Consider the following 17,086-nt stretch of genomic DNA (forward strand, 5'->3'; position numbering starts at 1 on the left):
TATCTCATTCCGCCATCGGCGGCACGGAACGGGGCTGGCGATCTTCCCCGATCGCCACAAAGGTAAAGGTCGCCTGGGTCACACGATAGCTGCGGTCGTCATGCCGGGTCCGGCGCCATGCTTCTACGGCGATCTTCATCGACGTGCGCCCAACGGATTTAAGGGTTGCAAAGACCGACACCTCGTCGCCCACGACCACCGGGCGCAGGAAGCTCATCCCCTCGACCGCGATGGTGACCGCGCGGCCGTGACTATGCCGCGCTGCGACCGATCCCGCCGCCGAGTCCATCAGACTCATCAGCCAGCCGCCGAATATGTCCCCATAGGGATTGGTGTCGGCGGGCATCGCGATGACGCGAACGGCCGGACTGGCTTCCGGCGGCTGTTCGTCGACATGCCCCATCAGGCGAGCAGTCCGATCGGGTTCTCGACTAGCTCTTTGAAGACCTGCATCAGCCGCGCGCCGTCCGCACCGTCGATCGCGCGATGGTCGAAGCTGCCGGTCGCGGACATGACGGTCGCGATCTGCACCGCGTCCTCAACGATATAGGGCCGCTTCTCGCCCGCGCCGATCGCCATGATCATGGCCTGAGGCGGGTTGATGACCGCCTCGAACTGCTTGATGCCGAACATCCCCATGTTGGACAGCGACGCCGTACCGCCCTGATATTCCTCCGGCTTCAGCTTTCCGTCCTTGGCGCGGCTCGCCAGATCCTTCATCGCGGTGGAAATGGCGGCGACGCCCTTGCTGTCTGCCTCGGTGATGATCGGCGTGATGAGCCCGCCGGGGATCGAAACCGCCACCGAGATATCGGCGCGCTTGAATTGCAGCATCTGGTCGCCAGCGAACTGCACATTGCATTCGGGCACCTGCACCAGCGCGACGCCGAGCGCCTTGATCAGCAGATCGTTGACCGACAGCTTGACCTTGCGGCTTTCCAGCCCAGCGTTCAGTTCGCCCCGCAGCTTGAGCAGCTTATCCAGCTGGATGTCCACGGTCAGGTAGATATGCGGCACCTGCTGCTTGGACTCGGTGAGGCGGCGCGCGATGGTCTTGCGCATGCCGCTCAGCTTGATGACCTCGTGCGGAATGCCGAAATCCTGAGCTGCATGGACAACGAGGGCAGGGGCGGGCGCAGCGGCCGGTGCGGCAGCGGCGGGCTTCGCACCCTCCAGGTCCGCCTTTACCACCCGGCCGTTCGGGCCGGTCCCCGTGATGCTCGACAGGTCGATGCCCTGCGCCTCTGCCAGCCGGCGCGCGAGGGGGCTCGCCTTGACCCGGCCATCGCTCGCCGACGCGGCCTTGGGGGCCGGCGCAGCATCGGCCTTCGGCGCGGGCGCGGCCGGCTTTTCGGGCACCGGATCAGCCTTGGGCGCAGGCGTCTCCGCCTTCGCGCCGCCACCCGACGCTGCTGCCGTCACGTCCTCGCCCTCTTCGGCGATGATCGCGATCACAGTGCCGACCTTCACCCCTTCGGCCCCTTCGGCGACCAAAATCTTGGCCACCACGCCTTCATCGACCGCCTCGAACTCCATCGTCGCCTTGTCAGTCTCGATCTCGGCCAGCAGATCACCCGACGACACCCTGTCGCCCTCCTTCACCAGCCATTTGGCGAGCGTGCCTTCCTCCATCGTCGGGGAAAGCGCGGGCATCTGGATGTTAGTGCTCATAGGGTTAAGGGCCTTTTCTGGATCATCCGGCTGTTTGCCTCCCATTTCCACCCATTTGCCGGATCGGTCAAGCAACGGCTTGCGGACCCGCGACTTATGCCTCACATTTCACCATAGAGGTTCAACGCGTCCTTCCAGACGGACAATTGGACGCAATGCATGCAAGGGGGGCGGCACCTATGCGGACATATCTGGTCGTCGTGGACGAGTCGCCCGAAGCGGAAACCGCGCTGCGCTTTGCCGCCCGTCGCGCCGCCAAGACCGGCGGCGCGGTCCGCATCCTAGCGCTCATCCCGCCGGCCGAATTCGTTCAGTGGGGCGGCGTGCAGGCGACAATGGAGGATGAGGCGCTGCAACGCGCCGAAGCGCTCGTCACCAGCGCGGCCGGCACCCTGTCCGACGAATCCGGCATCCGTCCCAGCATCACCGTGCGCCAGGGCGAAGCCGTCGTCGTGGTCCGCAAGACGCTGGAAGAAATGGACGATGTCGCGGCCCTCGTGCTCGGCGCGGCCGCCAGCGGCAATCCCGGAAAGCTCGTCAGCCATTTCGCCGGCGCGGATGCGGGCAAGCTGCCCTGCCCCATCATGGTCATCCCCGGCGGCCTCGACGCCGACGCCATCGACCGCCTGAGCTGAAGCGGCAATCGTTCAAGGATCGTCGTCCTGGGCAGAAGGCTCATTTCCGATGCTTCCCCCGCTTCGCCCCCAAATGCCGGATGTTCGCCGGCCGCCCGCGCCGTCCATCGGGCCGCGCGCCCGGCCGCGTGCGATCACGCTTCGCCGGCCCACCGCCGCTACCCGCCGGCGCATCGGGCAGCTCGAAGCGCAGCGATCCGTTGATTGGGTCCGCCTCCGCCAGCCGCAACTCCAGCCGCTGCCCCACCGCATAGCGATCCCCGCTCTCCACGCCCTCCAGCGCCCGCCCCGCCTCGTCGTAGAAGAACCGCTCGGTCCCCAGCGTCGACACAGGCACCAGCCCATCGCCGCCCAGCCCTTCGACCGTCGCAAAGAAGCCGAAATTCTGCACCCCGGTGATCCGCGCCGGCATTACCTCTCCGACATGCACTGACAGATAAGCCGCGACGTAGCGGTCGATCGTCTCACGCTCGGCTTCCATCGCCCGCCGCTCATGGGTCGAGATCGTCTCGCCCACTCGCCCCATATTCTCATAATCCTCTTGGCTGAGCGAGGACTTGGCCGGAATATCGCCCTTCGGCGCGGGCAGTTCCAGCCCGTAGGCGCCCACCAACGCGCGATGCACCAGCAGGTCGGCATAACGCCGGATCGGCGAGGTGAAATGCGCGTAGCTGCCCAGTGCCAGCCCGAAATGCCCCATGTTCGCCGGCGCATAATAGGCTTGCGTCTGGCTGCGCAGGATCATCTCCATGATCTGCGGCTTCTCCTCCGCCTCGCCAATCTTGGCGATCAGCTGGTTGAAGGTCGCCGGCCGCACCACCTGCCCCAGCGCGAAGCTGATGTCGAACGTCGCCAGATAATCCTTGAGCGCCACAAGCTTGTCGCGGCTCGGCGGCTCATGAACGCGATACATCACCGGCGCTTTCTTGGCCTCCAGCGCCTTGGCCGCCGCGACATTCGCCGCGATCATATAATCCTCGATCAGCATATGCGCGTCGAGCCGCTCGCGCACCGCGACGCTGACGATCCGCCCCTTCTCGTCCAGTACCACCCGCCGCTCGGGCAGCTCCAGCGCCAACGGCTCCCGCGCCTCGCGCGCCTTTCGCAGCAGCGCCCAGCACGTCCAGAGGGGCTTGAGGGCCGGCTCCAACAGTGCATTGTCCTTCTCGCCATCGACCGCCGCCTGCGCGTCCTCATAAGCGAGCACCGCCGCCACCCTGATCACTGCGCGCGTGAAACGCCACGCCGTCACCTTGCCCTGCGCGTTGACCGTCAGGTGGCACGCCATCGCGGCCCGGTCCTGCCCCGCGCGCAGCGAGCATATGTCCGACGACAGCTGGTGCGGCAGCATCGGCACCACAAGATCGGGAAAATAGACGCTGTTGCCGCGCTTCCTTGCTTCTTTATCCAGTGCGTTTCCCGGCCGCACATAGTAGCTGACGTCCGCGATGGCGACGATGGCCTTGTACCCGCCCGGATTGGCCGGGTCATCGTCCGAGGCAGCCCACACCGCGTCGTCATGGTCACGCGCATCGACGGGATCGATCGCCACGATCGGCAGATGCCGCAGATCCTCACGCTTCTGCTCGTGCAGCGGCAGCTCCGCCACCGCGACTGCCTCCTCCTCCACCCTTTCAGGAAAGACATGCGGAATGCCATGCTTGTGGATCGCAATCAGGCTGAAGCTGCGCGGCGCGAAGGGATCGCCCAATATCTCCGTCACGCGCGCCGATATGCGCGGCGGGCGGCTATGCGGCTCGGCCAGCACCAGATCGCCCGGCTTCGCCTCGCCCGCGTCGCTGATCGGCGTGTCTTTGCGGACGCGCTTGTCCACGGGGCGCAGCCACAGCTTGCCGTCGGCCAGCCGCTCGACCACGCCCAGCAATTCCTCGCTCGCCTTGGCGAGCTTCTTCATCGGATGCGCGATCCAGCCGCGCCCCGCTTCCTCGGTGCGCGCCAGGATGCGGTCGCCGATCGTCAGCGCCCCCCTCTTCCCCCGCTCCACCACGCGCAGCCGGGGCGCGGGCTGACCCTCCGCCTCCCATCGCTCGGGCGTCGCGATCAGCGTCGTGTCATCGACATCGATGATCCGCAGCACCGTGACCTTTGGCACCCCGCCCATCTTGTGGAAGGCGCGCGCCGGGCCGACATCAATCAGGCCCTCGTCAGCCATGTCTTTTAGCAGCGCCTTGAGCGCGATCTTCTCCTGGCCTTTGAGGCCGAACGCCTTGGCGATCTCGCGTTTGCCGGCGGGCGTGTCGGACGTGGCGATGAAGTCCATCACCGCCTCGCGTGTGGGAAATCCGGCGGGCCGCACTTTTGCGGGCTTCCTGTGTCTCTGGGTCGATGCCATGGCCTAAGCTATAGGCACCCCCCGCCCCCCGCGCCAGTGCGATGGCGGCCGCCGCTAAACGCAGGTTGCGGCAAAAGTCAGCGAAACACCCATTGCCGGTTGAGCAGGAACACCAGCCCCGGCGTAACGAACAGCATTGCCGGTATGGGCGACCATTCGGGCCAGCCCATATGGCTGACGCAGAGCCAGACCCAGGTTGCATTCAGAGCATAGCTGACCAGCGACACGGCTATGAACTTTGCGCCGCGCGCGGCATGGCTCGCCTCGCCGCCGTGGCCGCGAAAGGTGAAGGCGCTGTGGCTGACATAGCCGATCGCCACCGCCGCCAGATAGCCGATGAAATTGGCGAGCTGCACATGCAGCCCCGCGACCGCAGCAAGGCACCAGTAGATCGCCGCCTGGCAGGCGGTTACGAACAGACCCGTCACGCCATAGCGCACCAGTTGCCAGAACAGCGCCCGATGTTCCGCGCTCACCCGTTCGATGAATTTCATGAGCGTCCCCGTTGCGCTTTGACGCGGAGCCTCTAATCGAGCGGCATGACCTTGCATAGCGCGGACAGCGTCTGGAAAAATGCGCTCAGCCGGGGCGTGCTGCTCGCCGACCTCGCTCAGCGGCACTGGAAGTGGCTGACCTTCCTCATCTGGGTTGCGACTTTAGTGGGCTTCGTCTTGACGCGCTGGTCGGCGATCCACTGGCTGGTGCTGGGCGATACCGACGACAATATCCGTTATGTGCAGGTGAAGGACTGGCTGGCGGGGCAAGGCTGGTTCGACCTGCGCCAATATCGCCTTGATCCGCCGGGCGGCGCGAATATCCACTGGTCGCGGCTGGTCGATTTGCCGATCGCATCGCTGATGCTCTTCTTCCGCGCCTTTGTGGACCAGGGGCTGGCGGATCGGCTGGCGCTCGGCCTCGCTCCGCTCTTGCCGCTGCTGTTGCTCATGCTGTCGCTGGGCTTCATCGGCCGGCGGCTCGCAGGGCCGAATGGCTGGCTGCTGGCGGCGCTCGCCCCCTTCGCCACGCAGATGGCGCTCGGCATGTATGCGCCGATGCGCATCGATCATCATGGCTGGCAGCTGGCGCTGGCGCTGACGATGCTCTCCGGCGTTATCGACGAGCGGCGGGTGCGTGGCGGGCTGATGGCCGGGGTCAGCAGCGCGCTGTCCGTCGCGATCGGCATGGAGATGATCGTTTACCTCGCGGCGGGCGGGGCGCTGATCGCGCTGCGCTGGGTGTATCGCCCCGGCGCGGAGTGGCGGATGCTGCCCTATGGGCTTAGCCTAGCGGGGGCGACATCCCTTCTCTATCTCCTCTTAGCCAGTTACGCCAACCGCAAACCTGTGTGCGACGCCCTCTCGCCCATCTGGGTCGCAATATTCAGTGCGGCGGGGGCGGGCATGGTCCTCCTGTCGCTGATCCCCTCGCGCCGCTGGCCTGTTCGGTTGGGCGCGGGTGCTTTGGTGGGTGGCGCGGTCGCCGCCTTCTTCTATGTGAACTGGCCGCAATGCCTCAGCCCCTACCAGATTTCGCCCGAATTGCAGCGGCTCTGGCTCGTCAACATCCGCGAGGCGAAGCCTATTACCGCGCAGGCGCAAAGCCTCGTCGTGCCGCTGTTGGCGATGCCGGTCGCGGGGCTCATCGGCCTCCTCTGGGCGCTGTGCGACGCGCGGCGGGACGGCGAGCGGCTCTGGGCCTGGGCGACCGTCGGCCTGATGATGCTCTTTTCGACCGCGCTGCTTTTCTGGCAGCTGCGTACAGGGCCGGCGGCGCAGCTGCTCGCGATCCCGCCCGCCGCCTGGGCGGCGCACCGCTTGCTGAGCGCGCTCCTCACCGGGACGCGACGGACCCGCATCGCCGCCGCCATCGGCACGGCCCTGATCGCCACCGCCGCCGCCGCCTCACCGCTCTACACGCCGGCGCTCAAACTCTGGCAGCAGGCGACCGGCACCACGCCCAAACCCTGGCGGCCCTCCGCGAAGGCCCGCACCGACGCCATCAACAAGGCGAATGGCCGCTGCCGCACCTTGCCCGCGCTGGAGGTGCTGGACCAGCTGCCGCCCGCCACGATCTTCACCATGGTCGATCTTGGCCCGCGCCTCATCGCCACGACGCATCACAGCGCCGTCGCCGGCCCCTATCATCGCAACGGAGCGGCGATCCTGAACATCCATCACGCCTTCGACGGGCCAGCTGACGGCTTTCGCGCCATCGCGGGCAGGCATGGCGCGACCTATCTGCTGGTTTGCCCCGATTTCCCCGAAGGCACCATCTACCAGGCGCGCAGCCCGCGCGGTTTCTATGCCGACCTGATGCGCGGCCACCGCCCCGCATGGCTGACGCCGGTGACGCTCCGGACCGGCATGACCCTCCCCTATCAGCTCTACCGCATCGACTATTCAGCGCCGCGCCGCGAAAAAGTCCCGCAGCAGCGCTGAGGCATCCACCTCGGCCAATCCGCCATAGACCTCCGGCCGATGCAGGCATTGCGGCTGGGTGAAGAGGCGCGGCCCCTGCTCGATGGCACCGCCTTTGGGATCGCCCGCCGCATAATAGAGCCGCGCTATCCGCGCATGGGAAATAGCTCCCGCGCACATGGCGCAAGGCTCCAACGTGACCCACAGGTCGCATCCGGTCAGGCGAAAGTCGCCAAGTCTCGCCGCCGCCGCCCGCATCGCGACCATCTCGGCATGCGCGGTGGGATCATTGTCGCGGCGATTCCGGTTCTGCCCCTCGCCGATGATCGCGCCGTCCTTAGTCACGACGGCGCCAACTGGCACCTCGCCCTCAGCCTGCGCCGCGCGGGCAAGATCGAGCGCGCGGCGCATCGGCGGGGGTAAAGGAAAAGGCGAGGCCATCGACCCCGCCCTTAGCCCATCGAGCGCCGTCAAGAAAAGATCAGGGCTTCTTCACGTCCACCGTCGGCACCTCGATCGTTTCCTTGCGGGTGCCCACTTCCACCTTCGCGACATCGGCGTCATATTTGGGGAGCTTCCCCTCTTTGATCGCAACTTCGGGCAAGCGCCCGTCCTGGGTCTTTTGCAGGTCGATGAAGCCGGTGGCGATGCCGCCGGCCAGGATCAGCAGGATGATGACCAGCACACCACCGATGACTCGCATATTCCGCCTCCTTCATGGTAAGGCAGGTTAAACGCGCGCGACGCATAACGGTTGCGATTCACCCTCCGGCCTGCTTGACGATCCTCCCGAATCCCGTTATCGGCGCGGCTTTCCGAACGAACCCGTATTTTTCAAAGGTTGATTGACTATGTCGCGCATTTGCGAGCTGACCGGCAAGGGTCGCCAGGTGGGTCACAATGTGTCCCACGCCAACAACAAGACCAAGCGGGTGTTCCTGCCCAACCTGCAGAACGTCTCGCTGATTTCCGAGGCGCTGGAAACCACGGTCAAGCTGCGCGTGTCGACCCACGGCCTGCGTTCGGTCGAACATAATGGCGGTCTCGACAACTGGCTGGTCAAGACCAGCGACGACAAGCTCTCGCTTAAGGCCCGCCGCCTGAAGCGCGACATTGTGAAGAAGAAGGCCGCCGCCGCGGCCTGATCTTCCGATTCGTTTCGGCTTTAAGGAGCGGCCTCTTATCGGGCCGCTTTTTTGTGTGACTGCAACATCCGTAACGCGATCTGGGTCACGGATATTGCACGCACACAAAAAGGCCCGGCGTCCCGGCCGGGCCTTTCGCTGTCATGAGCCTTGCGCGGCGGTCAGTTGCCGACAACCGGCCGCACCGGCTCGGAGCCACGCGCGTCGGCATAGCGCTCCTTGGTCTCAGCACGGGCGATCGCGGCGCTGATGCGCGGCGCGACATTTGCCATCGCCTTCGCCTTGCACATCTGCTGCGCGTAGAGGTCAGATGAGGCGCACACGCTAATGGCTGCGCGGGCCAGCCGGCTGCGGAGTTCCTTCTGCTGGTCGGCCTTGGTCAGGTCCAAGTCGCCATGATAGACTTCCTTCGTGCGGCCATTGGACTGAAAATCCTCGGCGGAAGCCGCGCCGCTGCTGAGGGCCAGAGCGACGCCTGCAAGGGCGGTGACGAACTTGGGCGAAACGAACATGGGGCTTTCTCCTCGATTCTGTGATGCCCGGCGCGCCGCCCGACAGGGGGGCATAGCGGCGCTTTGCCGGGTGCGAACGGACTGAGCCGTCAAGGGTCTTCGGAGCCGGCCCGTCGCCCGTTCGCTTGTCCGGTGTAGTGGCGCTTGGCGTCTGCCGCGCGCACGCTTCGACCGGAAGCGACGCACATCGGCCAACCGACAAAGGGCCGTGAGAACAGGACCAACAGCGTGACCAACGACATCCCACCCGCCGCAAACGACATGCTGCCGTAAGGGAAAGCGCGAATCGGGATGAGGGGGAGGCGCGCCCGCGCGACAATAGAAAACGCCCCCGGCGCAAGGGATTGCCGGGGGCGTATCCAGGCGCTGTCGGGCACACCGGATCGGGTCGAAACTGCTGCATGTCAAACGACGCTCCTTACGGTGAACCGTGGGTGAACGGCCCGGCGCGTCTGTCGGATGTCGCCAGCATAACCGATTCATGCACCCTGCCGCGCGACCTTCGATGATCTGGCCATCCGACACGCCCGGCGGCGGCAAAGGTAGACGAACGACATTCGGCCGCCGACCAACGACATGCGCCGCTTTCCGTAGCGTAACCGGGATTTTCAACCCGGAAGCAGGTCATCTCTCTAGGTTTAGAAGAAGGTCGCCAATATTTTGAATGCTATCGACAGGACGCGTTTCGTCGAAACCGTGGAAGAGGCGTTCGCTTGCCGGTGTCGTCCGTGGAGGAATTGAACGGGTGCCGTCAGGCGCACCTTCCGCCCTACCCCGCCGGCAGCAGCAGGCTCGAATCGCCGTAGCTATAGAAACGATAACCGTCTTCGATGGCGTGCCTGTACGCTTCCTGCATCCGCTCCCGCCCCATCAACGCGCTGACCAGCATGAACAGCGTCGATCTGGGCAGATGGAAATTGGTCATCAGCCCGTCGATCGCCCGGAAGCGATAGCCGGGTGTAATGAAGATGCGGGTTTCGGCGGCAAAGGGGCGGATCACGCCGTCTCCGCCGCACGCGCTTTCGAGCAGGCGCAGCGAGGTGGTGCCGACCGCAATCAGCCGGCCGCCGGCCGCGCGCGCGGCGTTGAGGCGGTCGGCGGTGGCGGCGTCGATGCGGCCCCATTCGGCGTGCATATGGTGGTCGTCAGTATCCTCTGCCTTGACCGGCAGGAAGGTGCCCGCACCGACATGGAGCGTCAACGTCTCGGTTCGGATGCCGGCGTCGGCGATGGCTGACACAAGTTCTGGGGTGAAATGCAGCGCGGCGGTGGGGGCCGCTACCGCGCCATCCTCCCGCGCGAACATCGTCTGATAATCGCTGCGGTCGCGCTCGTCGGTGGGGCGTTTGCTGGCGATATAGGGAGGCAGCGGCATCGTGCCCGCCCGTTCGAGCAGCAGTTCGACCGGCTCCTCGCCTTCGAAATCGAGCGTGACGCCGCCGTCGGTGTCGCGCGGGCCGGCTAGGGCGATGACCCCCGCGCCAAAGTCGATCCGGTCGCCTTCGCGCACCCGCTTGGCGTTCCGCAGAAACGCCTGCCATTGGCGCAGGCCAAGCCGCTTGTGCAGCGTCGCGCCGATCCGCGCGTCGCCCCGCCGCCCTTCGAGCTGGGCCGGAATCACCCTCGTGTCGTTGAAGACCAGCACATCGCCCGCGCGCAGCAGCGAGGGCAGGTCGCGCACGGCATGATCGGTCATCGCGCCCTCACCCGGCACGTGCAGCAGCCGCGCGCTATCGCGCGGCGACGCAGGTCGGAGCGCGATATTCTCAGGCGGCAGGTCGAAGTCGAACAGGTCGACGCGCATGGATAAACGGGCCTTCGTCAAACCGCCGTTCGGATCGAGCGAGGGCGCTACAGGCTTCTCGACGTCGCTCAAAGCGAACGGGAAAGGGGAGAAGCGGCTTACTGTGCTGGGGCAGGCGCGCTGATCGACGGCGCGGCGGGCGCGGGAGCGACAGGCGCGGTGACCGGCGGCTTGCCGTCGCTTTCGATCGACGCCTGGAGGATCACAGTGGGATTTTCCGGCGGCTCGCCCTGAGCGATAGCGTCGACATAATTCATGCCCTCGATCACACGGCCAAAGACGGTATATTTCTTGTCGAGCTGCATGCGGGGCAGGAACACGATGAAGAACTGGCTGTTGGCGCTGTCCTCGCTCTGGGCGCGCGCCATGGAGACGGTGCCGCGCAGATGGGGCATCGGATTGAATTCGGCCTTGAGATCGGGAAGCTGCGATCCCCCGGTGCCGTCGCCCTTCGGATCGCCGCCCTGCGCCATGAAGCCAGGGATGACGCGGTGGAATTTGAGGCCGTTGTAGAAGCCCTGGCGCGTCAGTTCCTTGATCCGTTCAACATGGGCTGGCGCGATGTCGGGGCGGAGCTGGATACGGACGCGGCCGCCACTCGACAGGTCCAAGTCCCAGATATTCTGCGGATCGGCCGGCACGGTCGCGGGCGGCAGCTTGGGCGCGGTCTCTTCGCCGAGCGACTTGGCGTTTTCGGCCGCTCGCACGGCGGCTTCGGCCTTCTTCATCTCCTCGGCATTGTTGCCGCCACCGCCCTGGGCATAGGCCAGCCCCGACGTGGTAAGGGCGACACCGATCGCCACGGTCCTGAGCGCGCGAGTGAAACGCATGGGGGTGATGTTCCTCAAAATCTCTTGCCGGCTTATCGATCGAAGCGGCTCTGATAGCGCGCTGATCGCGATTGGCAACTGAACGAAGGCTTAAAAGCAGCTCAGCCGGCGCCCTTGCGTCCGATCTTCTCGACCCTGGCCTCCACCTCTTCGCGCACTGCCGGGCTGACGAACTTGTGGATCGGCCCGCCATAGAGCGCGATTTCCTTGACCAGGCGCGAGGCGATCGGCTGCAACGACACGTCGGCCATGAGGAAAACGGTCTCGACCCGCCCATTGATCTGCTGGTTCATCCCCGCCATCTGATATTCATATTCGAAGTCGGCGACTGCACGCAGGCCACGGATGATGACGCTCGCCCCCTGCGATTCGGCAAAGTCCATCAGCAGCGAGTTGAAGCCGGTGACGACGATCTCCGTGTCGATGCCGGCGCATTCGCGGCCCACCATGTCCAACCGCTCATCGTCGCTGAACATGGGCGACTTGGAGATGTTGGTCGTGACGCCGATCACCAGCTTGTCGACCAGCTTCGCGCCACGCCGAATGATGTCCATATGCCCGAGGGTAATGGGATCGAACGTGCCGGGATAGACACCGATGCGCGGTTTGGTCATGGGCTTTAGCGGTCCCTTTCCACGATATAATCGGCGATGGCGCGCAACAGGTCCGCTTCCGCGCCATGCCCATGCAGATGCGCCTTGGCCTGATCGACCAGCATATGAGCCTGCTCCCGCGCCCGATCGACACCCAGCAGAGAGACAAACGTCTCTTTGCCCGCCGCCGCATCCTTACCCAATGCCTTGCCGGCGAGCGCCGCATCCCCTTCCACGTCGAGCAGATCGTCGGCGATCTGGAAGGCGAGGCCGATATCGCGGGCATAGCCGTGGAGGCGCAGCCGCGCTTCTGCGGGCAGGCGCGCCATGATCGCGGCGGCCTCGACACAGACGGCGATGAGCGCGCCGGTCTTGAGATTCTGGAGTCGGGTGACGGTGGCGAGGTCGAAGCGGGTCTTTTCCGCCTCCAGGTCCATCATCTGCCCGCCCGCCATGCCGACCGGGCCGCTGGCGAGCGCCAGCGCCTTCACCAGTTCGATACGGACGAACGGATCGGGGTGCGTCTCCTCATCCGCCAGGATCTGAAAGGCGAGGTCGTGGAGGCAATCGCCCGCAAGGATCGCCGTCGCTTCGTCAAACGCCTTGTGGACGGTGGGCTTGCCCCGGCGCATGTCGTCATCGTCCATCGCCGGGAGGTCGTCGTGGATCAGCGAATAGACATGAATGCACTCGATCGCGAGGCCGACACGCAGCGCCGAATCGCGCGAAATGTTGAACAGGTCGCTCGCCGCCTGCACCAGCAACGGACGGAGCCGCTTGCCGCCGCCGATGGCGGCATGGCGCATCGCCGCGTAGAGGCGGTCGCGCGGATCGCCCGGCAAGGCGAGCAGGCGGTCGAAGGCGGCGTCAATCTCGCGCGCAACGTCGCTGGCGCGCAGCGTGACCAGCGCGGTTGCCGAAGCGTCCCCCTCCCCCGCCATAGCCGCCTCAGTCCGCGCCGAAGGACTGGGCACCCGTAACCGCGCCCCCGGCATCGACGGTCAGCTTCTGGATGCGCGCCTCGGCCGCCTGCAACCGGTCAGCGCAACGCTTTCGCAGCGCCTCCCCCTTGGCATAGAGCGAGATCGACTCGTCGAGCGGCACATCCCCGCTTTCGAGGCGGCGGACAATCTGTTCGAGCGCGCGCAGCGCTTCCTCGAAGGACAGCGCCTCGACATCGGGGTTGGATTGATCCTCAGCCATGGCGTCCTGCATTGGCCGCGCACACGCTTGCGGTCAAGTCCCGCCGCCCGGACGCGCATTCGGCTACAACTTTGTCATCGTGCTGTCATGACGTCATTTCACAGCCATGGCGGGAAATGGCCGATTTTGCGTTGACGCACGATGTTGCACATGCACATAGAAGGATCGCTATGAAATCTTATCTCCCCCTGATCGCCGTTGCCGGCCTGACCCTGCTGTCGGCCTGCAACAATAATGACCAGCCTGAAGTCGTCGGTGGCCCTGCCGATCCGATGGCGGAACAGCTCGCCAACGCCGCGCCGGTCGAACTGCCGCCCTCGGTGAAGGCCAACAAGCAATATCGTTGCAAAGACAACAGCCTGATCTTCGTCGACTTCATGAGCGACGACAAGACGGCGCTGCTGCGTACCGAAAAGACCGGCGCAGCGACCAAGCTGGCTGCCCCCGAAGCGGGCAAGCCCTATGTCGCCGAAGGCGGCTATGAAGTGTCGGGCCAGGGCGACGACGTGACCATCACCGTGCCGGGCAAGGGCGCGCAGGGCTGCCACGTCTGATCGATCCAGCCTGCTGAAGCATAACCGGCCGGACCTCCCCTAAAGGTCCGGCCTTTTTCTTGGGCGCAGAGGTTGCTTCGGCGGACGCCGTACCGCATCGCGCCATTGCCCTTACCGCCCGCCGCCGCTAAAGGCGCGGGCATGTCCAGCTCCGCGCCCCAAAAGACCCAGGCCATCACCCCGGAAATCGTCGCCGAACACGGCCTTTCCCCGGAAGAATATGACCGCGTATTGAACGCGCTGGGGCGAGAGCCGAACCTCACGGAACTCGGCATCTTCTCCGTCATGTGGTCGGAGCATTGCAGCTACAAGTCGAGCCGGATCCACCTCAAGAAACTGCCGACCACTGGCCCGCAAGTCATCTGTGGCCCCGGCGAAAACGCAGGGGTTGTCGACATCGGCGACGGGCAGGCGGCCATCTTCAAGATGGAGAGCCACAACCACCCGTCCTATATCGAACCCTATCAGGGCGCGGCGACGGGCGTGGGCGGCATTTTGCGCGACGTGTTCACCATGGGCGCGCGGCCGATCGCGAACATGAACGCGCTGCGCTTCGGCCGGCCCGATCATCCGAAGATGAAGCATCTCATCAGCGGCGTGGTCCATGGCATCGGCGGCTACGGCAATTGCGTGGGCGTGCCTACTGTGGGGGGCGAGGTCAACTTTCACCCCGCTTATGACGGCAACATCCTGGTCAACGCCATGACGGTGGGCGTCGCGGACACCGACAAGATCTTTTATTCGGCCGCATCCGGCGTCGGCAACCCGATCGTCTATGTGGGGTCCAAGACCGGCCGCGACGGCATCCATGGCGCGACCATGGCCTCGGCCGATTTCGGCGACGACGCCGACGCCAAGCGCCCGACCGTGCAGGTGGGCGACCCCTTCACCGAGAAGCTGCTGATCGAGGCGTGCCTGGAACTGATGGCGTCCGACGCGATCGTCGCCATTCAGGATATGGGCGCGGCGGGCCTCACCTCCTCCAGCGTCGAGATGGCGTCCAAGGGCGGCGTCGGCATTCACCTCAAGATGGACGACGTGCCGCAGCGCGAGACCGGCATGACCGCCTATGAGATGATGCTGTCGGAAAGCCAGGAGCGGATGCTGATGGTGCTCCAGCCCGGCAAGGAAGGCTTCGCCGAGGCGATCTTCCGCAAATGGGAGCTGGACTTCGCGGTCATCGGGCATGTCACCGATACCGGCCGGATGGTGCTGGAGCATAAGGGCGAGATCGTCTGCGACATTCCGCTCGCTCCATTGGCGGACGACGCGCCGCTCTATGACCGGCCGTCGCTGTCGCGCGAGGATTACAAGGTTTGGGCCAAGGTCGAGCCGCTGGGCGATATTCCCCAAAGCGCGGATGTGGGCGCGGATTTGCTTAAGCTGATGGCCTCGCCCGACATCGCCAGCCGGCGGTGGATCTGGGAGCAGTACGACCATATGGTCGGCGCGGACACGGTGCAGCGCCCCGGCGGCGACGCGGCGGTGGTGCGCGTCCATGACACGCGCAAGGGCATCGCGATCAGCACCGACTGCACGCCGCGCTATTGCTATGCCGACCCCTATGAGGGCGGCAAGCAGGCGATTGCCGAATGCTATCGCAACCTGAGCGCGGTCGGCGCAACGCCTCTCGCCGTTACCAACTGCCTGAACTTCGCCAATCCGCAACGGCCCGAGATTATGGCGCAGCTGACCGGCTGCCTCGATGGCATGGGCGACGCATGCCGTGCGCTCGACTTCCCGATCGTGTCGGGCAACGTCAGCCTCTATAATGAGAGCAAGGCGACGGGCGGCGGCTCGGCGATCCTGCCGACCCCGGCGATCGGCGGCATCGGGTTGCTGGCGGATGTGGATGTGATGGCGACGGTCGCGTTCAAGAATGAAGGCGATGCGATCTGGCTGATCGGCGGCAAAGGCACACATCTCGGCCAGTCGATCTGGCTGCGCGAGATTGCCGGGCGTGAGGCGGGCGATGCACCCAAGGTGGATCTGGCGGCCGAGCGCGCCAATGCCGATCTCGTCCGGTCGCTGGTCGCCGAAGGCAAGGCGACGGCGGTTCATGACATTTCGGACGGTGGTCTGCTGGTCACTCTGGCGGAGATGGCGCTGGCGGGCGACATCGGCGCCGAGGTGACGACCTCCTTCACGATCGCGAGCGCGTTCGGCGAGGATCAGGGTCGCTACATCGTCACGACGGCGCAGGGTATCGACGTGCCGGGCGCGGCGCGGATCGGTACGGTGGGCGGCGATGCCGTCGCCGGCGTGCCGCTAGTCGACCTGCGCGCCGCGCATGAGGGCTTTTTCCCCGCATTGATGGGTAGCGCGCTCTAACGTCCCTCAGGGCCGGCGGTAGATATACTCATGATCGGTCCAGTCGCCGACCGGGAAACCATATTCGCCGACCTTCTCAAAGCCGCGCTTGGCATAGACCGCCTGTGCGCGCGCATTGCCGGACCAGACACCAAGCCAGACCGGGCCGGGATAGGCATCGGCCAGCCACGCTAGCGCCGCGTCCATGAGCGCGCGGCCTACGCCCTGGCCCTGCGCGGCGTTAAGCGCGTAAAGCTGGTAAAGTTCGCCCTGCGCGGCGCTCGCTTCGGCATGGGGCAGCTTGCAGGGACCGACATGCGCGTAGGCGAGCAGGCGGTCATCGGCTTCCGCCACCCAGGTCATATGGGATGGGTCGGCGAGTTCAGCCGCTACGCGCTTTTCGCCGTAGCTTTCCGCTTCGAAGCGCGCCAGGTCGGCGGGCGGATAGGGCACGCCGAAGCCGTCGAGGAAGGTTTCGCGAAAGGCGGCGAGCTTGAGCGCTGCGAGGGGTGCCACGTCTTGTAGTGTCGCGGGACGGATAAGGGGTGCGGCGGTCATGGAACGGGAGATGCCACGCCTTCCATGCTCGCACAATGAGGTGCGACCGCATTGAGCCGTTCGCAGTGCGGCACTGGGCTCCGGCTTTCGCCGGAGCACGGACTTGTATCACGCCGAACCGTGCGCGCGTTTGCGGCGGGTTTCCCAGCCTTTCTTCGCGGCGGCCGAGCGATCCGCTGCGGGGCGGTTCGCGGAGGCCGCGCCGCCTTTGCGGCCGCCCTTGCGTGAAGAGACATGGGTATCGGGCTTGCCGCGACCCGAGCCGGACTTGTTCCCGCCGCCCGATTCCTTGTTCACCGTTGCCCAGGCACGTCGCTCGGCTTCACTTTCAGACACGCCGCGCGCTTCATAGCCCTCCTCGATATGCGCGGCCTTGCGCTTCTGCTTGTCGGTGTAGCTGCTCTTGTCGCCCTGCGGCATGGCGTCTCTCCTTCTCGCCCGCCCGCTCTGACCAACCCCTGATGCTACCTTATGTTCATATCGGTGCGTCATCGTTACGAC

At 65.6% G+C, this 17,086-nt stretch carries 19 protein-coding genes; 5 read left to right on the forward strand and 14 right to left on the reverse strand.

Annotated features, from left to right (window positions below):
* Positions 1-4 precede the first annotated feature (4 nt).
* Positions 5-403: an acyl-CoA thioesterase gene (locus tag ACETPF_RS03905; protein WP_373932944.1), complete on the reverse strand. Its 399-nt coding sequence runs from the start codon at positions 401-403 to the stop codon at positions 5-7.
* Positions 403-1,671, reverse strand: coding sequence for a pyruvate dehydrogenase complex dihydrolipoamide acetyltransferase (locus tag ACETPF_RS03910; RefSeq protein WP_373932945.1), 1,269 nt, complete (start codon positions 1,669-1,671; stop codon positions 403-405). The genes ACETPF_RS03905 and ACETPF_RS03910 overlap by 1 nt, the downstream gene beginning before the upstream one ends.
* Before the next feature lie 179 nt (positions 1,672-1,850).
* Between ACETPF_RS03910 and ACETPF_RS03915 the strand changes: the two genes are divergently transcribed.
* Complete coding sequence (locus tag ACETPF_RS03915; protein WP_373932946.1) at positions 1,851-2,306, forward strand: universal stress protein; 456 nt, start codon at positions 1,851-1,853, stop codon at positions 2,304-2,306.
* Positions 2,307-2,346: 40 nt separating this feature from the next.
* On the opposite strand, the gene rnr is transcribed toward ACETPF_RS03915, so the two are convergent.
* Both rnr and ACETPF_RS03925 read right to left on the reverse strand, forming a co-directional pair.
* Positions 2,347-4,659: a ribonuclease R gene (gene rnr / locus ACETPF_RS03920; RefSeq protein WP_373932947.1), complete on the reverse strand. Its 2,313-nt coding sequence runs from the start codon at positions 4,657-4,659 to the stop codon at positions 2,347-2,349.
* Between the two features lie 77 nt (positions 4,660-4,736).
* A complete protein-coding gene (locus ACETPF_RS03925; protein WP_373932948.1) occupies positions 4,737-5,153 on the reverse strand; it encodes a GtrA family protein in 417 nt (138 codons plus the stop codon).
* Between the two features lie 45 nt (positions 5,154-5,198).
* On the opposite strand from ACETPF_RS03925, the gene ACETPF_RS03930 reads away from it, so the two are divergent.
* On the forward strand, positions 5,199-7,097 hold the full coding sequence (locus ACETPF_RS03930) for a hypothetical protein (protein WP_373932949.1): 1,899 nt from the start codon (positions 5,199-5,201) through the stop codon (positions 7,095-7,097).
* Here the strand turns inward: ACETPF_RS03930 and ACETPF_RS03935 are convergent.
* Positions 7,059-7,517 (reverse strand): nucleoside deaminase, encoded by a 459-nt coding sequence (locus ACETPF_RS03935; RefSeq protein WP_373932950.1) that lies wholly within the window; start codon positions 7,515-7,517, stop codon positions 7,059-7,061. The two genes, ACETPF_RS03930 and ACETPF_RS03935, sit on opposite strands and share 39 nt — an antisense overlap.
* 40 nt (positions 7,518-7,557) lie before the next feature.
* Complete coding sequence (locus ACETPF_RS03940) at positions 7,558-7,779, reverse strand: hypothetical protein (protein WP_373932951.1); 222 nt, start codon at positions 7,777-7,779, stop codon at positions 7,558-7,560.
* A 148-nt stretch (positions 7,780-7,927) separates the two neighbouring features.
* On the opposite strand from ACETPF_RS03940, the gene rpmB reads away from it, so the two are divergent.
* On the forward strand, positions 7,928-8,221 hold the full coding sequence (gene rpmB / locus ACETPF_RS03945; RefSeq protein ID WP_009822595.1) for a 50S ribosomal protein L28: 294 nt from the start codon (positions 7,928-7,930) through the stop codon (positions 8,219-8,221).
* 161 nt (positions 8,222-8,382) lie between these two features.
* Here rpmB and ACETPF_RS03950 read toward each other — a convergent pair whose 3' ends face one another.
* From ACETPF_RS03950 to ACETPF_RS03975, 6 genes are all read right to left on the reverse strand, one after another.
* Positions 8,383-8,733, reverse strand: coding sequence for a UrcA family protein (locus ACETPF_RS03950; protein ID WP_373932952.1), 351 nt, complete (start codon positions 8,731-8,733; stop codon positions 8,383-8,385).
* Between the two features lie 769 nt (positions 8,734-9,502).
* A complete protein-coding gene (gene queA, locus ACETPF_RS03955; RefSeq protein WP_373932953.1) occupies positions 9,503-10,537 on the reverse strand; it encodes a tRNA preQ1(34) S-adenosylmethionine ribosyltransferase-isomerase QueA in 1,035 nt (344 codons plus the stop codon).
* Positions 10,538-10,635: 98 nt separating this feature from the next.
* Positions 10,636-11,367 carry a peptidylprolyl isomerase gene (locus ACETPF_RS03960; RefSeq protein ID WP_373932954.1) on the reverse strand — a complete coding sequence of 244 codons (732 nt, stop codon included), beginning with the start codon at positions 11,365-11,367 and terminating at the stop codon, positions 10,636-10,638.
* A 101-nt stretch (positions 11,368-11,468) separates the two neighbouring features.
* On the reverse strand, positions 11,469-11,981 hold the full coding sequence (gene coaD / locus ACETPF_RS03965; protein WP_373932955.1) for a pantetheine-phosphate adenylyltransferase: 513 nt from the start codon (positions 11,979-11,981) through the stop codon (positions 11,469-11,471).
* 5 nt (positions 11,982-11,986) lie between these two features.
* Entirely contained in the window at positions 11,987-12,901 is a 915-nt protein-coding gene (locus ACETPF_RS03970) for a polyprenyl synthetase family protein (RefSeq protein WP_373932956.1), read from the reverse strand.
* Positions 12,902-12,908: 7 nt separating this feature from the next.
* Positions 12,909-13,163, reverse strand: coding sequence for an exodeoxyribonuclease VII small subunit (locus ACETPF_RS03975; RefSeq protein ID WP_373932957.1), 255 nt, complete (start codon positions 13,161-13,163; stop codon positions 12,909-12,911).
* Positions 13,164-13,333: 170 nt separating this feature from the next.
* Between ACETPF_RS03975 and ACETPF_RS03980 the strand changes: the two genes are divergently transcribed.
* Positions 13,334-13,717: a hypothetical protein gene (locus tag ACETPF_RS03980; protein ID WP_373932958.1), complete on the forward strand. Its 384-nt coding sequence runs from the start codon at positions 13,334-13,336 to the stop codon at positions 13,715-13,717.
* A 141-nt stretch (positions 13,718-13,858) separates the two neighbouring features.
* The gene (gene purL, locus ACETPF_RS03985) at positions 13,859-16,048 is read left to right on the forward strand and encodes a phosphoribosylformylglycinamidine synthase subunit PurL (protein WP_373932959.1); all 2,190 of its coding nucleotides are present in this window, start codon (positions 13,859-13,861) and stop codon (positions 16,046-16,048) included.
* A gap of 6 nt (positions 16,049-16,054) precedes the next feature.
* Here the strand turns inward: purL and ACETPF_RS03990 are convergent, their stop codons facing one another.
* Both ACETPF_RS03990 and ACETPF_RS03995 read right to left on the reverse strand, forming a co-directional pair.
* The gene (locus ACETPF_RS03990) at positions 16,055-16,585 is read right to left on the reverse strand and encodes a GNAT family N-acetyltransferase (protein WP_373932960.1); all 531 of its coding nucleotides are present in this window, start codon (positions 16,583-16,585) and stop codon (positions 16,055-16,057) included.
* A 108-nt stretch (positions 16,586-16,693) separates the two neighbouring features.
* Entirely contained in the window at positions 16,694-17,005 is a 312-nt protein-coding gene (locus ACETPF_RS03995) for a plasmid stabilization protein (protein WP_373932961.1), read from the reverse strand.
* Positions 17,006-17,086 lie beyond the last annotated feature (81 nt).

It is taken from the genome of Sphingobium agrisoli, assembly GCF_041877245.1.
GTDB lineage: Bacteria > Pseudomonadota > Alphaproteobacteria > Sphingomonadales > Sphingomonadaceae > Sphingobium.

Bases quoted from the DNA above. Each gene is read 5' to 3' on its own strand.
- ACETPF_RS03905 (WP_373932944.1), bottom strand. From the start codon at position 403: ATGGGGCATGTCGACGAACAGCCGCCGGAAGCCAGTCCGGCCGTTCGC.
- ACETPF_RS03910 (WP_373932945.1), bottom strand. From the start codon at position 1,671: ATGAGCACTAACATCCAGATGCCCGCGCTTTCCCCGACGATGGAGGAA.
- ACETPF_RS03915 (WP_373932946.1), top strand. From the start codon at position 1,851: ATGCGGACATATCTGGTCGTCGTGGACGAGTCGCCCGAAGCGGAAACC.
- rnr (WP_373932947.1), bottom strand. From the start codon at position 4,659: ATGGCATCGACCCAGAGACACAGGAAGCCCGCAAAAGTGCGGCCCGCC.
- ACETPF_RS03925 (WP_373932948.1), bottom strand. From the start codon at position 5,153: ATGAAATTCATCGAACGGGTGAGCGCGGAACATCGGGCGCTGTTCTGG.
- ACETPF_RS03930 (WP_373932949.1), top strand. From the start codon at position 5,199: ATGACCTTGCATAGCGCGGACAGCGTCTGGAAAAATGCGCTCAGCCGG.
- ACETPF_RS03935 (WP_373932950.1), bottom strand. From the start codon at position 7,517: ATGGCCTCGCCTTTTCCTTTACCCCCGCCGATGCGCCGCGCGCTCGAT.
- ACETPF_RS03940 (WP_373932951.1), bottom strand. From the start codon at position 7,779: ATGCGAGTCATCGGTGGTGTGCTGGTCATCATCCTGCTGATCCTGGCC.
- rpmB (WP_009822595.1), top strand. From the start codon at position 7,928: ATGTCGCGCATTTGCGAGCTGACCGGCAAGGGTCGCCAGGTGGGTCAC.
- ACETPF_RS03950 (WP_373932952.1), bottom strand. From the start codon at position 8,733: ATGTTCGTTTCGCCCAAGTTCGTCACCGCCCTTGCAGGCGTCGCTCTG.
- queA (WP_373932953.1), bottom strand. From the start codon at position 10,537: ATGCGCGTCGACCTGTTCGACTTCGACCTGCCGCCTGAGAATATCGCG.
- ACETPF_RS03960 (WP_373932954.1), bottom strand. From the start codon at position 11,367: ATGCGTTTCACTCGCGCGCTCAGGACCGTGGCGATCGGTGTCGCCCTT.
- coaD (WP_373932955.1), bottom strand. From the start codon at position 11,981: ATGACCAAACCGCGCATCGGTGTCTATCCCGGCACGTTCGATCCCATT.
- ACETPF_RS03970 (WP_373932956.1), bottom strand. From the start codon at position 12,901: ATGGCGGGGGAGGGGGACGCTTCGGCAACCGCGCTGGTCACGCTGCGC.
- ACETPF_RS03975 (WP_373932957.1), bottom strand. From the start codon at position 13,163: ATGGCTGAGGATCAATCCAACCCCGATGTCGAGGCGCTGTCCTTCGAG.
- ACETPF_RS03980 (WP_373932958.1), top strand. From the start codon at position 13,334: ATGAAATCTTATCTCCCCCTGATCGCCGTTGCCGGCCTGACCCTGCTG.
- purL (WP_373932959.1), top strand. From the start codon at position 13,859: ATGTCCAGCTCCGCGCCCCAAAAGACCCAGGCCATCACCCCGGAAATC.
- ACETPF_RS03990 (WP_373932960.1), bottom strand. From the start codon at position 16,585: ATGACCGCCGCACCCCTTATCCGTCCCGCGACACTACAAGACGTGGCA.
- ACETPF_RS03995 (WP_373932961.1), bottom strand. From the start codon at position 17,005: ATGCCGCAGGGCGACAAGAGCAGCTACACCGACAAGCAGAAGCGCAAG.